Source organism: Chromobacterium sinusclupearum (assembly GCF_002902845.1).
In the GTDB taxonomy this organism is placed as follows: Bacteria; Pseudomonadota; Gammaproteobacteria; order Burkholderiales; family Chromobacteriaceae; genus Chromobacterium; species Chromobacterium sinusclupearum.
The window spans coordinates 164699-178085 of record NZ_PPTF01000073.1 but is presented as its reverse complement, the minus strand read 5'-3'; the positions used below and the strand labels follow the sequence as shown (position 1 = coordinate 178085).

Genomic DNA, 13387 nt, shown 5'->3' with positions numbered 1-13387 from the left:
TTATTTTGAGTTTTGATGTGTTAGCTATGTTTCTAGATACATGGCCTTGTGATGATACTGAACGGCTGATTTTATCTCACTGGACCACGCCAACATTATCTTAGTGATTCAGCCTAGATTGACAGGGGCTATTTCTAGTTCAACTCCCCTGTCGTTGATGTAAAAGCATGAAGATGACAACGGGCAATACGTGCTAACCGTTTGGGCGGTTGATAATCCAGCTCCGTCGTGATCTGATCGTAATAAAGCCAAACAGACGGAATCTGTCCGCCTGCTTGGCTTGTTGGAGTGGAGTCACGTTATCACGTGACAGCCGCTCTTAGTGGTGAGTTGCAGCAGAGTGGCTCGAGGAAGAGTTGCTGTTGCTGGATACGGCAACAGCGGCAGCGACGGCGGCGCCGATGGCGGCGATGGTGCCGACGCTCAGGCCGGCGATGCCAGCGGTGGTACCGGCGGCGCCGGCCGCTGCGGCCGATGTGGTGCCCGCTGCAGAGGAGCCTGCGGCAGAGGTCGCAGCAGCTTCTTCAGCGGCGAAGGCCGGGGAAGCGAGGGCAGCGGCGAGGGCAATGGCGATGATTTTTTTCAGCAGCATATTGTGTTCCTTTATGCGAAATTTAAACTCAAAAAACGGCATACAGCTTGCACTTCTCTCACATGATAAGCCAGTCAGCAGGATATTCAAGTAGCTTTAGATGACGCTGGCGTGAAAATTATGCTAAGTGTCTCGCCCATGATGCACTCAGCCTAGCCAGAATTCGGACCGACAGCGATGTGCCAGCAGCAATTGGCGGAAGGCTGCCGGGTCCTTGGTATAGGTCAGCTCACCGCTAATCGGCTGGTATAGGTCCTGCAGCCGCGATACCCAAAAACGCAGCGCCGCCGCGCGCAGCATGACAGGCCAGCAGTCTCGCTCCGCTTGGCTCAGAGGCCTTTCCGACTGGTAGCCGGCAAGAAACGCTCGCGCCAGCTCATCATCGAGTTCCCCATCATCCCTTCGTGCCCAATCGTTGACTGCGATGGCGATGTCGTACAGCAGAATGTCATTGCAGGCGTAATAGAAGTCGATGAAGCCGCTGATGCTGTCTCCATCCAACAAGACATTGTCGCGGAAGAGGTCGGCATGGATGACGCCGCTGGGCAGATGATCGAAACGGTGGCCGTCCTGGAAGTGGATTTCCTCTGCCAAGGTTTCGGCAATGTCTGTCGGCAGTTGCGGATAGAGCTGCTGCGCGGTAAGACTCCACCAGTGAGGGCCGCGTGGGTTATGCATTTTCCGCGGGAAAGTGGCGCCGGCCTTGTGCATTTGCGCCAGCATCTCGCCGACGGCGCGGCATTGCGCCGCCGTCGGATGGCTGACGTCAGTGCCCGTCAGGCAGCTGACCAGGCAGGCCGGCTTGCCTGCGAGCAGGGAGGCGAAGCGGTCGGAATGGTCGGCGATGGGCGCCGGACAGGCGACGCCGTGGCGCGCCAGGTGGCTCATCAAGGACAGGTAGTACGGCAACTCGTCCAGGCGCAGCGTTTCGAACAGCGTCAACACATAGCGGCCGTGCGTGGTAGTCACGAAGTAATTGGTATTGGTGATGCCTGCTGCAATGCCCTGGAAGTCAATCAGCTGGCCTAGCGCATAGCCTTGCAGCCACTGCTGCAGACTATCGCGGCTGACCGTGGTGTAAACCGACATGCGACCTCCGTCAGAAACGCACCAGCACCCAACGCGGGATGACGATGCGGTTGGCCGGGTCCACCTGTTTCATGGTGCCGGAGCCATTATCGTCGACCAGATAATAGGGCACGCCGTGCGCCGGCGTGACCTTGACCATGTACAGTTTGCCGTTCAGTCGATATTCCTCGATTTTTTCATCGCCTTTTTGGATCAGGCGCACTTCCGGCTCCGGTTCGGCGGCGTTTTGCGGGCTGATCACCGGCGGCGGCGGCACCACGGCCTTGGCCGGCGCGGATGCGTCGGCGGCGAAGGCCGGGGCCAGCGGCAGGAGTAGGAGCAGGGCGATGAGGCGGCGCATGGAGTTTCCTTGTATTTGAGTGTGGCGATTATAGGTTGAGCAACTGTTCGCGTTCTTCCGGCAACGCTTCGAAGCCGCGGGTTTCGTAGTGCTTGAAAATGGTGTCGACGATTTGTTGCGGGTCGTCTATCAGCTGGATCAGGTTCAGATCGTCCGGATTGATCATGCCCTCGCTGACCAGGCGGTCCTTCACCCAATCCAGGAGGCCGGCCCAGAATTCGTGGCAGCACAGGATGATGGGTATCTTGCGGCTCTTGCCGGTCTGGATCAACGTCAGCGCCTCGAACATTTCGTCCAGCGTGCCAAAGCCGCCGGGCATCACCACGTAGGCGATGGCGTGCTTGACGAACATCACCTTGCGGCTGAAGAAGTGGTTGAACTTGACCGACAGATCCTGGTACTCGTTGGGTTTCTGTTCGTGCGGCAGCACGATGTTGAGGGCAACCGACGGGCTTCTGCCGTAGAATGCGCCTTTGTTGGCGGCCTCCATGATGCCTGGGCCGCCGCCGGATATCACTGAGAAGCCGGAGTCGGACAGACGCCGCGCCACTTCCTCGGTCAATTTGTAGTATTTGTGATCGCGCGGCGTGCGCGCGCTGCCAAATATGCTCACTGCCGGAGTGATGCCTTGCAGTTCCTCGGCCGACTCGACAAACTCCGACAGGATCTTCATCACGTGCCAGGCTTCGCGCGAACGGAAGCGCTGCATCATGGCGTGACGGTCGCTGGTCTGCGGTAACTTATCGGACAAGCTCATATTCTGCCTCTTATGAAAACATTGTTATTGATCGACGGCTCTTCTTATTTGTACCGCGCCTTTCACGCGATGCCCGATTTACGCTCTCCGGATGGCCGCCCGGTGGGGGCTGTCTATGGCATGGTGAACATGCTCAGGCGGCTGGAGAAGGAGGTTGAATTCGATTATAGCGCCTGCGTCTTCGACGCGAAGGGCAAGACTTTCCGCGATGATCTGTACCCCGAATACAAGGCCAATCGCCCGTCCATGCCCGAGGAGCTTGCCTCCCAGATTACGGCGGTCCACGACGTGGTGCAAGCCTCCGGCTGGCCGATGCTGGTGGTGCCGGGCGTGGAAGCGGACGACGTGATCGGCACGCTGGCGCGCGCCGCGGCGGCGGCGGGCATGAAGGTGATCGTCTCCACCGGCGACAAGGACATGGCGCAGCTGGTCACGCCGGACATCACGCTGGTCAACACCATGACCAACGAGCTGCTGGACGAGGCCGGCGTGAAGGAGAAGTTCGGCGTGCCGCCGAGTCTCATCATCGACTACCTGACCCTGATCGGCGACAAGGTCGACAACGTGCCCGGCGTGGATAAATGCGGCCCGAAGACGGCAGTGAAGTGGCTGGAGGAGTACGGCAGCCTGGACGCCATCATCGCCCAGGCCGACAGCGTCGGCGGCAAGGTGGGCGAAAACCTGCGCGCCGCGCTGGACTGGCTGCCGATGGGCAAGCGCCTGATCACTATCGATTGCGCGGTCGATTTAAGCAATGATCTGCCGCACGGGCTGCCGGGCCTGCAGCATGGCCAGAAGGACAAGCCGCGCCTGGCCGAGCTGTTCCAGGACCTGGGCTTCCGCACTTTCTACCGCGAGGTGACCGAGGGCGCGGAGATGCCGGCCGTGGTCCAGCGCAGCGAGGAGGCTCCCGCCGCGCAAAGCGATCTGTTTGGCGCGGACGAGCCTGCCGCGGCGCAGCCGCAACCGGGCCATATCGAGCGCCATTACGAAACCATCCTCACCGAGGCGCAACTGGACGCCTGGCTGGCCAAGCTGGCCGCGGCCAAGGTGACCTCGTTCGACACCGAAACCACCAGCCTGGAGCCGCTGCAGGCGCGCATCGTCGGCATCAGTTTCTCGGTGGAGGCGGGCAAAGCCGCCTATCTGCCGCTGGCGCATCATTACGCCGGCGCGCCGGAGCAATTGCCGCTGGATGCCGCCCTGGCCAAGCTCAAGCCGTGGCTGGAAGATGCCGGCAAGAAGAAATGCGGCCAGAATCTGAAGTACGACTGTCACGTGCTGGCCAATCATGGCATCACGCTGCGCGGCATCGCCGACGACTCGATGCTGGCTTCCTACGTGCTGGAGAGCCACCAGCGCCACAATATGGATGATCTGGCGCGCCGCCATCTGGGCGAGAACACCGTCAGCTACGAGGACATCTGCGGCAAAGGCGCCAAGCAGATCGGCTTTGCCGAAGTGGATGTCGCCACCGCGGCCAATTATTCTGCCGAAGACGCCGACATCACCCTGCGGCTGAACCAGTTCTTCGCCGGGCAGCTCTCCGGCGATTTGGAAAAGGTCTACCGCGATATCGAGCTGCCGGTGGCCGAGGTGCTGTTCAAGATGGAGCGCCACGGCGTGCTGATCGACCGCGATAAGCTGAATGCCCAGAGCCACCAGCTGGGCAGCCAGATGCTGGAGCTCGAACAGCAGGCGTATGAGCTGGCCGGCCAGCCTTTCAACTTGAACTCGCCCAAGCAGCTGCAGGAAATCCTGTTCGGCAAGCTGGCCATCCCGACCAAGGGCGTGAAGAAGACGCCGTCGGGCGGCTACTCCACCGACGAGTCGGTGCTGGAGCAACTGGCGCTGGATCACCCGCTGCCCAAGCGCATTCTGGAGTACCGCGGGCTGGCCAAGCTGAAGTCCACTTACACCGACAAACTGCCGACGCTGATTTATCCACAGACTGGCCGCGTCCACACCACTTATTCACAGGCGGTGGCGATTACCGGCCGGCTGTCCAGCAATGATCCCAATCTGCAGAACATTCCGGTGCGCACCGCCGAGGGCCGCCGCGTGCGCGAAGCCTTCATCGCGCCAGCCGGCTGGCAGATCGTGTCGGCCGACTATTCGCAGATCGAGCTGCGCATCATGGCGCATCTGTCCGACGACGAGGGCATGCTGAAGGCTTTCGCCAGCGGCGAGGACATCCACCGCGCCACGGCTGCGGAAGTGTTCGGCGTCGACCTGTCCGCCGTCACATCCGATCAGCGCCGCGCCGCCAAGGCGATCAACTTCGGCCTGATCTACGGCATGAGCGCCTTCGGCCTGGCCGCCCAGCTGGACATCGAGCGCAGCGCCGCCCAGCAGTACATCGACCGCTACTTCATGCGCTACCCGGGCGTGGCCGAGTACATGCAGACCACGCGCGAGAAGGCGCGCGAGCAGGGTTACGTCGAAACCGTGTTCGGCCGCCGGCTGTATCTGCCGGACATCAAATTGTCCAATCCAGCCCGCCGCGCCGGCGCAGAGCGCGCGGCGATCAACGCGCCGATGCAGGGCACGGCCGCCGATCTGATCAAGCTGGCGATGATCGCGGTGCAGGGCTGGCTGGAGCGCGACGGCCTCTCAAGCAAGCTGATCATGCAGGTGCACGACGAACTGGTGCTGGAAGTGCCGCAGGCCGAGCTCGACTTGGTCAAGCAGAAGCTGCCGGCTATCATGGCAGGCGTGGCTGAGCTGAAAGTACCGCTGCTGGCCGAAGTGGGCGCCGGAGACAGCTGGGAAGCCGCGCACTGATTCGTCTGTGAACCATCCCATTCAACGGCGCCCTGAGGCGCCGTTTTCGCATCCGCGACGTTGCACCTGAACTAAGGTCGGGGCCTGGCATGGTTGGCTCCGGCTTTTGGACAGGCGGAGCTTGGTTGCCGCGCCCCGCTTTTCCAGACTGGAAACTCTTGAATGGCGACGGAGGCGATATGGGCCGACCAGCCCAACAAGGCATGACGCTGGCGGAGCTGATGGCAGCAGTCGGCATCGCGGTGATTCTTTCCCTGCTGGCCGTTCCGCTGCTGGGCGCGGGGCGGGACAGACAGCGCCTGCTCAGCCACGGCCTGCTGTTGCTGAACAGCGTCCATCAGGCCAGGGCCGAGGCCTTGCGCCGCAACCAGCCGGTTTTCCTGTGCGCCGCCAATCTCAAAACTAACCTCGAATTGCAGGGCTGTCAGCCGGCGCAGCCAGGTTCGCAACAGGTCTGGCGCGAGGGGGGATTGGTTTATGCCGACAAAGGCATGGACAACGCCAGTTACGACGGCGGCGAGCGCTTGCGGCTGGCGATGTTCGACCATGAGAAGGTGCGCGTGCAGGCACCGGTGCGGCAATTGACGCTGCTGCCGGAGGGACGAGTGGAGCCGGAGGGCGGCTTGGTTTTTCAGCTGCGTTCTGGCAGCCGTTGCCTGGCCGTGTCGGTGGCGGCGGACGGCCGCGCTGCGTTGGGGGGCATCGCAGATGATTGTGCGTGAATCCGGGTTCAGTCTCTTGGAAACCATGGTGGCGCTGTCGATCTGGCTGGCGGCGCTACTGGCGCTGGCCAGCATGCAGGCGCGATCATTGCACCATGCGCGGGAGGCGGAGCTGCGCGCCCGCATCGACCTGGCGGTCAGCAATCTGGCCAGCGCCATCCAGGCCCGGCCGGAGGCGCATTGGATTCATTATCTGGAAAGCGGTTACGACGATCACCTGTCGGGGCCAGACTGCGCAGCCGGCTGCGATCCGGCGCAACAGGCGGCGGCGGATTTATCGCGCTTCAAGCAAACCTTGCGCGCCAGCGGCAACCCGGCGGAGCGGGCCCGCGCCGCGGTGTGCCGCGGCGATGTCAAAAACAAGCCCACGCTGCACGCGCCCGGTTGCGGCGGCAACGGGCCTTTGGCGATACGCGTGGCCTGGCGCAGCCGCCAAGGGCAGGGCTGGCAGGAGCATGCCGATGTCTGGCCGTTGCGGCCTTAACGTCCAGCACGGCGGGGCGCTGCTCGGCATCTTGCTGGCCACCGCGCTGGGCGCGCTGGTGACGGCTTTGGCGCTGACCGCGCTCACGGCGACCAACCAATCCGTGAAAGACGCCGCAAGGCATTTGGAGGGGCGGCAGCAGGCCCTCTGGGTGATGGGGCAACTGGCGAGAGACGTGGTGAAGCACCGCCATTTTGGTTGCGGCGCGCAGCCGTGGACGGCGCAGGACTTTGCCGTCGGCCATTGGCGACTATGGCTGCCCGGCCGCGGGCTGCCGCATCGTAAATTGCTGAGCGACGATAAGCAACAACTGGCCGGAATCGAACTGGAACCGCTGGCGAGCAGCAATAGCCAGTCGTGGCCGCAGAGTCTGTTGAGTAGCTGCGCGGCAACATGGGCGTTGACGGGCGCGTCGGCGCAGTGGTTGGGCGGGGCCAATGCGCCCATATTGCAACTGACGCCGCCCTTGCCATTGCAAACGGCGGAGCAGACGGACGGCCTGCATGCGCCTTCGCTGCAGCTGTGGTTGCCGCTGGAGCGCCACTACGAACTGCGCGATCACCGCTTGCTGGCGCGCGACCGTCTGGGCGGCCTGCCGCTTGGCGCAGAGCGCTTGCTGCTCGATAACGTCGAGCATTTGTCGATCAGCGTGCAGTTGCGCTCCAGTTGTGGCGATGGGACGGCATGGCAATGGCGCGCGGCGGAGGCGCTGGACGGCAGCGGCGCTCAGCGGTTGGCGGCGGCGCGGCTGGAGCTGGCGTGGCGGCTGGATAGCCGTCGGGCGCGGGTGGAGCGTTTGAGCCAGGACTTGCCGTTGATGTCGACTTCGTCATGCGGGGATAAAACATGAATCATTCTGCACAGCGCGGCGGTACCTTGCTGATGGTAATGGGGCTGTTGTCGCTGCTGGCCATGCTGGTGTTGTCTTCGTCGCAGCTTATCCTCAGCGCGCGCTTGCTGGCGGCCAATGCGCAGGAGCGCCGCCGCGCCGAAGGATTGGCGCGGCAGGCTTTGCGCGGCGCGGAGCAATGGGTGTGGCAATGGGACCTGAAAAACGATATGGCCAGCCGAGCAAGCGATCCCGGCAAGTTGTATGGCCACGAGTCTGTGTTCTCGCCCACCTGCCATGGGACGCAAGGCAAGGGCCTGTGCGAGCCGACGACGCCGCCGGAGAAACAGAGCCTGAACGGCGTGCCTCTGCTGCATCCCTGCGGCAACAGCCGGGAGTACGAACTGGAACCATCGGTCAAGCAATGGCAATGCCCGCAGGGCGTGCGGGCGGGCAGCCTGTCGTGGGCGAATCCGCGTTATGTGGTGGAATTGATCGACCCGCGCTTCGGTTCCGGGCAGAACGGCCCGGCGCGTTTGTACCGGATCACGGTGCGCGCCTGGGGACATAGCCGCTTCAGCGCGGTGACGCTGCAGAGCTGGTATCGAGTGGACAATGGCGGCGAAGGACGGCGGCTGGGTTGGGAGGAGAAAGCGCGATGAACGGAAGCGGACTGCGTGGTTTCACTCTGCTGGAAATGATGATCTGCCTGGCGATTGCCGCCTTGCTGCTGTCTTTGGCGGTGCCGGGCTATCAGCAATACATGCAGCGGGCGCGGCTGGCGGAGGCGAAGGCGGCGCTGCTGGAAAACAGCCACTTCATGCAGCGCTGGTATCACGAATACGGTGTCTACTACCAGGATGGTCCGCTGGCCTGGCCCGCCTTGCCGGCTAGCGGAACGGCCGCCTTCGCCATAGGCTTCAGCAGCGCAACGCCTTCGGCCGACAATGTCGAGCAGGCCAGCTTCATCATCGAGGCGCGGCCCAAGCCGGGTTCCGGCCTCGATGAGTGGCTGCTGAAAGTCGATCAGGACGGATCGATCAAGCAGTGCAGGCTAGAGGGCGGCAGCGAGCAGTGCCAGCTCTGAGCCGCGCCTGGTTCAGGGCGCGATCAGGCCTGTTGCGGCGCCGGATCGTCCCCCCATGGCGCCACCTTGACCAGCAGCATCATGCCGGGAATCGCCAGCGCCGTGCACAGGAAAAAGAACGAGGTCCAGCCGATGGACTCCACGATGTAGCCGGTGGCGGCGTTGGCCAGCGTGCGCGGCACCGCCGCCAGGCTGGTGAACAGGGCGAACTGGGTAGCGGTGTAGGCGGGATGGGTGCTGCGGGCGATGAAGGCGACAAAAGCCGCGGTGCCGAGACCGACGCCCAGGGCCTCGAAGCCGATGACCACCGCCAGCATCGCCAATTGCTCCGCGCCCACGCTGTCGAAGCGTCCATAGCTGGCCAGCCAGGCAAATCCCAGGATGGACACCACCTGCACCACGCCGAAGGCCCACAAGGCGCGGTTGATGCCCAGCTTGATCATCCACACGCCGCCCAGCAAGCCGCCGATCACCGCCGGCCACAGCCCGGCGTGCTTGGCCACCAGGCCGATCTGCGATTTGGCGTAACCCATGTCCAGATAAAACGGCGTGGCCAGCGAGGTGGCCATGCTGTCGCCGAGCTTGTACAGGAAGATGAAGCCCAGTATCCACAGCGCGCCCTGCCAACCCTGGCGGGTGACGAATTCATGGAACGGTTCCACCACCGCCTGGCGCAGGGTTTTCGGGCTGCCGGAGGCCAGCTTGGGCTCTTTGACCATCAGCGTCATCAGCGCGCCGGGCAGCATGAACAGGGCGGTAATGACGAAAACGCTGCCCCAGGGCATCCGGTCGGCCAGGATCAGCGACAGCGAGCCCGGCACCAGGCCGGCCAGCCGGTAGGCATTGATATGCACGGTGTTGCCGAGGCCGAGTTCGGCGTCGCTGAGGATTTCGCGGCGAAAGGCGTCCAGCACGATATCCTGGCTGGCGGAGAAGAAGGCCACCGTCAGCGCCAAGCCGGCGATGCTCCAGATGTCTTGTTTGGGATCGAACAGGCCGAATACCGCCAAGCTGGCCAGCAGCGCCAGCTGGCTGGCCAGCATCCAGCCGCGGCGGCGGCCCAAGAGCGGCAGCGCGTAGCGGTCCATCAGCGGCGACCACAGGAATTTCCAGGTGTAGGGCAGGCCGATCAAGGCGAACAGGCCGATCGACTTCAGGTCTACGCCCTCGCTGCGCAGCCATGCCGGCAGCAGATTGATCAGCGCGTACAGCGGCAGGCCGGAGGCGAAGCCGGTGAATACGCAGACGAGCATGGTGCGCGAAAACACGTCGCGCCGCCAGTTGATGGTGGCTAGGGTCATGGGCTGGTTGTCGTTATGGTTGGCGGGCCGCCCGCGCCGGGCGCGGACGGGAATCAGCGCCGCAGCGCCCGTTCGATTTTCTGGTCGGTCTTGTACTGGCTCAGCGCGTACACCGACCACAGCGCGGCCGGCAGCCAGCCGATGATGGTCAGTTGCAGCAGCAGGCAGAACAGGCCGGCGAAGGGCCGGCCTATGGTGAAGAACTGCAGCCATGGCAGGAAAATGGCCAGCAACAGGCGCATGTTTCTCTCCTTGTGCGGGACGGAATCAGCCGCGCGCCACCCGGTAGAAGGCCAGGCTGCCGCGCAGGTTTGGCAGCAAGGATACCCGCTTGCCCTTGTCCATGACCACCCTCTGCATCACTCGGATGCGGTTTTTGGCGCAGAGTTCCTCGAAGTCCCCCAGCATGCACCAGTGGATGTTGGGCGTGTCGTACCACTGATACGGGATGGTGTCGGACACCGGCATGTGGCCCTGCAGGATCTGCAGCCGGTTCTGCCAATAGCCGAAGTTGGGGAAGGTGACGATGGCCTCGCGACCGACGCGCAGCATCTCGTTGAGGATGGCCTCGGTGTGGCGCATCGCCTGTATCGTCTGAGACAGCACCACGTGGTCGAAGCGCGCGTCGCCGAAGTCGGCCAGGCCGGTTTCTAGGTCGCCCTGGATGGCGTTGACGCCGGAGGCGACGCAGCGCACCACATTGGCCACGTCGAAGTCCACGCCATAGCCCTGCACCTGCTTTTCCTGCTGCAGGGCGGCCAGAAGCTGGCCGTCGCCGCAGCCCAGGTCCAGCACTCGGCTGTGCGGCGCGATCCAGTCGGCTATCAGTTGCAGGTCTGGACGGAGAGTCTGGATGGCGCTCATGCGTTCACCTCCTGCGCCACGCGCTGAAGATAGGCGCGCATCAGGTCCACATACGGCTGATCCAGCATCAGGAAGGCGTCATGGCCGTGCGCCGATTCGATCTCGGCATAGCTGACGCGCTTGCCGGCGGCGATCAGCGCCTGCACCGTCTCGCGCGAGCGTTCCGGCGAGAAGCGCCAGTCGCTGGTGAAGCTGGCCAGCAGGAATTGAGCCTGCGCCGGCTTCAGCGCGGCGGCCAGGTCGCCGCCGTGTTCCCGGGCCGGGTCGAAGTAGTCGAGCGCCTTGGTCATCAATAGATAGGTGTTGCCGTCGAAGTAGTCGGAGAACTTGTCGCCCTGGTAGCGCAGATAGCTCTCGATTTCGAACTCCACATCGTAGCCGAAGCGGTATTCGCCGGAACGCAGCATGCGGCCGAATTTCTCGCCCATGCCGTCATCGGACAAATACGTGATGTGGCCCAGCATGCGGGCCAGCCGCAGGCCGCGGCGCGGCACCGTGCCCTGCTGGTAGAAGTCGCCGCCGCAGAAGTCCGGGTCGGACAGGATGGCCTGGCGCGCCACGTCGTTGAAGGCGATGTTCTGCGCCGACAGCTTGGGCGCTGAGGCGATCACCAGCGCGTGCGCCACGCGATCGGGATAAGCGATGCTCCACTGCAGCGCCTGCATGCCGCCAAGCGAGCCGCCGATCACCGCCGCCCAGCGCGTGATGCCCAGGCGGTCGGCAAGGCGGGCTTGCGAGGTCACCCAGTCCTGCACCGTCACCACCGGGAAGGCCGAACCCCAGGGCTGGCCGGAGGCCGGGTTCAGGCTGGACGGGCCGGTGCTGCCGTGGCAACCGCCAAGATTGTTGACGCCGACGACGAAGAAGCGGCGGGTGTCGATGGGTTTGCCGGGGCCGACCATATTGTCCCACCAGCCGGCAGCCTTATCGTCAGGCTGGTAACGGCCGGCGACATGATGATGGCCGGACAGGGCGTGGCAGATCAGGATGGCGTTGCTCTTGTCGGCGTTGAGCCGGCCGTAGGTTTCGAAGCGCAGCTGGTAGCTGGGCAGCACGGCGCCGCTGGCGAGCGGCAAAGGGACATCGAATACGGCGTCTTCCGCCGCGACGATGCCTACCGAACAATCGGAGTCGGTCATGGATTTGGGGGCCTCTTCTATTTTTTATCCGCGCCCGCCGCTCTCTGCCGGAGCATGTCATGGCGCGGTCTCCTGCGGCTACCGTCCGATTATATCCACAACATCGGCTTGCGCGGGAAGTGGTCGCGCCGGGATAATCGGCCGTTCTCCGTCACCGGTGCCGCCATGTTCGGACGCCTGTTCAAATTCTTCGCGCTGTGCCTGATCCTGTGGGCCGTCGCCCGCTGGCTGCTGGGGCCGCGGCAGCGCCGCACGCTGCATGAGTTGTTCTCCGCGCTGGCCATCGCCCTGCTGATCAGCGCCGGACTGTTCTGCGTGTTGTATTGGCTGGGCTGGCACACTATCTGAATCGGCAAGCCCTTGATCCCGCTCAGCTTGTCTGCGGCCGCATCGCGCTAGACTGCGCGCTTTTGCCGGCAACGCGATGGACCTGACCCGCCACCTTCATACCTTTGGCTATTACCTGAAACAGCGCTTCGGCCAGACCGTGCATAAGCTGTCTCTGGCCGGCGATTTCACCTGTCCCAACCGCGACGGCACGCTGGGGCGCGGCGGCTGCACGTTCTGCAATGTCCGCAGCTTTGGCCGCGATGCCGCCGCGCTTTCCATCAGCCAGCAACTGGCGCGGGAGAAGGCCAAGACCGACCGCGCCCGGCTATACCTGGCTTATTTCCAGGCCTACACCAGCACCTATGCCGAAGTGGAAACGCTGCGCGCGTTGTACGACGAGGCGATGGCGGCCGCCGACGTGGCCGGGCTGTGCGTCGGCACCCGGCCTGATTGCGTGCCGGATGCGGCGCTGGATTTGCTGGCGGCTTACCGCGACGCGGGCAACGAAGTGTGGCTGGAGCTGGGCCTGCAGACCGCGCACGACCGCACCCAGGCCTTGATTCGGCGCGGCCACACGCTGGCCGATTACCGCGATGCCGTCCGCCGCGCCCACGCGCGCGGACTCAAGGTGTGCGCTCATCTGATCGTCGGCTTGCCGGGCGAGGGAAAGGATGATGCGCGGGCGACGCTGGACACGGTGCTGGATATCGGCGTCGAGGGCCTGAAGCTGCACCCGCTGATGATCGTCCGCGGCAGCCGGATGGCGGCGCAGTATCGGCGCGGCGAAGTGTCGCCCATGGCTTTGGAGGATTACGCAGACCTGGCGGCATGCCTGATCCGCCACACGCCGCCGGAGGTGGTGTATCACCGGATTTCCGCCACTGCCCAGGCGCCGACGCTGATTGCGCCGGACTGGTGCGGCCCGCGCTGGGCCGCCTTGCAAGCCATAGGCGAGCGGCTGGCGCGGGAGGGCGGGCAGGGTAGCGCGCTCGGCCGAAGCTGGAGGCCTGAATAACACGGGCTGGAAAAACTGTTTGCATGCGCTACTGTCAGAATCCGGAGGATGGTC

The 13387-nt window shown here is 63.9% G+C and carries 16 protein-coding genes; 8 read left to right on the top strand and 8 right to left on the bottom strand.

Annotated elements, in window-relative coordinates:
* Positions 1-319: 319 nt before the first annotated feature.
* The 4 genes from C2134_RS16495 to C2134_RS16480 all read right to left on the bottom strand — a co-directional run bounded on the left by C2134_RS16495 (position 320) and on the right by C2134_RS16480 (position 2778).
* The gene (locus tag C2134_RS16495; RefSeq protein ID WP_199179964.1) at positions 320-592 is read right to left on the bottom strand and encodes a hypothetical protein; all 273 of its coding nucleotides are present in this window, start codon (positions 590-592) and stop codon (positions 320-322) included.
* A 147-nt stretch (positions 593-739) separates the two neighbouring features.
* Positions 740-1681: a homoserine kinase gene (thrB, locus tag C2134_RS16490; RefSeq protein ID WP_103321214.1), complete on the bottom strand. Its 942-nt coding sequence runs from the start codon at positions 1679-1681 to the stop codon at positions 740-742.
* 10 nt (positions 1682-1691) lie between these two features.
* The gene (locus C2134_RS16485) at positions 1692-2021 is read right to left on the bottom strand and encodes a DUF2782 domain-containing protein (RefSeq protein ID WP_043628021.1); all 330 of its coding nucleotides are present in this window, start codon (positions 2019-2021) and stop codon (positions 1692-1694) included.
* A gap of 28 nt (positions 2022-2049) precedes the next feature.
* Entirely contained in the window at positions 2050-2778 is a 729-nt protein-coding gene (locus C2134_RS16480) for an LOG family protein (protein ID WP_103321213.1), read from the bottom strand.
* Between the two features lie 12 nt (positions 2779-2790).
* Here C2134_RS16480 and polA point away from each other — a divergent pair, with 12 nt between their 5' ends.
* The 6 genes from polA (at position 2791) to C2134_RS16450 (ending at position 8684) form a co-directional block, all read left to right on the top strand.
* Positions 2791-5562, top strand: a complete 2772-nt coding sequence (gene polA / locus C2134_RS16475; protein WP_103321212.1) for a DNA polymerase I — start codon at positions 2791-2793, stop codon at positions 5560-5562.
* 179 nt (positions 5563-5741) lie between these two features.
* On the top strand, positions 5742-6284 hold the full coding sequence (locus C2134_RS16470; RefSeq protein WP_158248794.1) for a GspH/FimT family pseudopilin: 543 nt from the start codon (positions 5742-5744) through the stop codon (positions 6282-6284).
* On the top strand, positions 6277-6768 hold the full coding sequence (locus tag C2134_RS16465; protein WP_146042190.1) for a PilV family protein: 492 nt from the start codon (positions 6277-6279) through the stop codon (positions 6766-6768). The genes C2134_RS16470 and C2134_RS16465 overlap by 8 nt, the downstream gene beginning before the upstream one ends.
* On the top strand, positions 6746-7618 hold the full coding sequence (locus C2134_RS16460; protein WP_103321209.1) for a hypothetical protein: 873 nt from the start codon (positions 6746-6748) through the stop codon (positions 7616-7618). The genes C2134_RS16465 and C2134_RS16460 overlap by 23 nt, the downstream gene beginning before the upstream one ends.
* Positions 7615-8259 (top strand): pilus assembly protein, encoded by a 645-nt coding sequence (locus tag C2134_RS16455; protein ID WP_103321208.1) that lies wholly within the window; start codon positions 7615-7617, stop codon positions 8257-8259. Before C2134_RS16460 ends, C2134_RS16455 begins: the two co-directional genes overlap by 4 nt.
* On the top strand, positions 8256-8684 hold the full coding sequence (locus C2134_RS16450) for a type IV pilin protein (RefSeq protein ID WP_103321207.1): 429 nt from the start codon (positions 8256-8258) through the stop codon (positions 8682-8684). Before C2134_RS16455 ends, C2134_RS16450 begins: the two co-directional genes overlap by 4 nt.
* A gap of 23 nt (positions 8685-8707) precedes the next feature.
* On the opposite strand, the gene C2134_RS16445 is transcribed toward C2134_RS16450, so the two are convergent.
* Genes C2134_RS16445 through metX form a run of 4 tightly spaced genes read right to left on the bottom strand, consistent with a single transcriptional unit; the run spans position 8708 to position 11988 of the window.
* Complete coding sequence (locus C2134_RS16445; protein WP_103321206.1) at positions 8708-9985, bottom strand: AmpG family muropeptide MFS transporter; 1278 nt, start codon at positions 9983-9985, stop codon at positions 8708-8710.
* Positions 9986-10038: 53 nt separating this feature from the next.
* A complete protein-coding gene (locus C2134_RS16440) occupies positions 10039-10227 on the bottom strand; it encodes a YqaE/Pmp3 family membrane protein (protein WP_103321205.1) in 189 nt (62 codons plus the stop codon).
* Positions 10228-10252: 25 nt separating this feature from the next.
* Complete coding sequence (gene metW / locus C2134_RS16435) at positions 10253-10849, bottom strand: methionine biosynthesis protein MetW (protein WP_103321204.1); 597 nt, start codon at positions 10847-10849, stop codon at positions 10253-10255.
* The gene (gene metX / locus C2134_RS16430) at positions 10846-11988 is read right to left on the bottom strand and encodes a homoserine O-succinyltransferase MetX (protein WP_103321203.1); all 1143 of its coding nucleotides are present in this window, start codon (positions 11986-11988) and stop codon (positions 10846-10848) included. Before metX ends, metW begins: the two co-directional genes overlap by 4 nt.
* A 165-nt stretch (positions 11989-12153) precedes the next feature.
* Between metX and C2134_RS16425 the strand changes: the two genes are divergently transcribed.
* Together C2134_RS16425 and mnmL are read left to right on the top strand one after the other, a co-directional pair.
* On the top strand, positions 12154-12336 hold the full coding sequence (locus C2134_RS16425; protein WP_103321202.1) for a protein MIGRI: 183 nt from the start codon (positions 12154-12156) through the stop codon (positions 12334-12336).
* 76 nt (positions 12337-12412) lie between these two features.
* Complete coding sequence (mnmL, locus tag C2134_RS16420; protein ID WP_103321201.1) at positions 12413-13333, top strand: tRNA modification radical SAM protein MnmL/YtqA; 921 nt, start codon at positions 12413-12415, stop codon at positions 13331-13333.
* Positions 13334-13387: the final 54 nt, after the last annotated feature.

Bases quoted from the DNA above. Each gene is read 5' to 3' on its own strand.
- C2134_RS16495 (WP_199179964.1), bottom strand. From the start codon at position 592: ATGCTGCTGAAAAAAATCATCGCCATTGCCCTCGCCGCTGCCCTCGCT.
- thrB (WP_103321214.1), bottom strand. From the start codon at position 1,681: ATGTCGGTTTACACCACGGTCAGCCGCGATAGTCTGCAGCAGTGGCTG.
- C2134_RS16485 (WP_043628021.1), bottom strand. From the start codon at position 2,021: ATGCGCCGCCTCATCGCCCTGCTCCTACTCCTGCCGCTGGCCCCGGCC.
- C2134_RS16480 (WP_103321213.1), bottom strand. From the start codon at position 2,778: ATGAGCTTGTCCGATAAGTTACCGCAGACCAGCGACCGTCACGCCATG.
- polA (WP_103321212.1), top strand. From the start codon at position 2,791: ATGAAAACATTGTTATTGATCGACGGCTCTTCTTATTTGTACCGCGCC.
- C2134_RS16470 (WP_158248794.1), top strand. From the start codon at position 5,742: ATGGGCCGACCAGCCCAACAAGGCATGACGCTGGCGGAGCTGATGGCA.
- C2134_RS16460 (WP_103321209.1), top strand. From the start codon at position 6,746: ATGTCTGGCCGTTGCGGCCTTAACGTCCAGCACGGCGGGGCGCTGCTC.
- C2134_RS16455 (WP_103321208.1), top strand. From the start codon at position 7,615: ATGAATCATTCTGCACAGCGCGGCGGTACCTTGCTGATGGTAATGGGG.
- C2134_RS16450 (WP_103321207.1), top strand. From the start codon at position 8,256: ATGAACGGAAGCGGACTGCGTGGTTTCACTCTGCTGGAAATGATGATC.
- C2134_RS16445 (WP_103321206.1), bottom strand. From the start codon at position 9,985: ATGACCCTAGCCACCATCAACTGGCGGCGCGACGTGTTTTCGCGCACC.
- C2134_RS16440 (WP_103321205.1), bottom strand. From the start codon at position 10,227: ATGCGCCTGTTGCTGGCCATTTTCCTGCCATGGCTGCAGTTCTTCACC.
- metW (WP_103321204.1), bottom strand. From the start codon at position 10,849: ATGAGCGCCATCCAGACTCTCCGTCCAGACCTGCAACTGATAGCCGAC.
- metX (WP_103321203.1), bottom strand. From the start codon at position 11,988: ATGACCGACTCCGATTGTTCGGTAGGCATCGTCGCGGCGGAAGACGCC.
- C2134_RS16425 (WP_103321202.1), top strand. From the start codon at position 12,154: ATGTTCGGACGCCTGTTCAAATTCTTCGCGCTGTGCCTGATCCTGTGG.
- mnmL (WP_103321201.1), top strand. From the start codon at position 12,413: ATGGACCTGACCCGCCACCTTCATACCTTTGGCTATTACCTGAAACAG.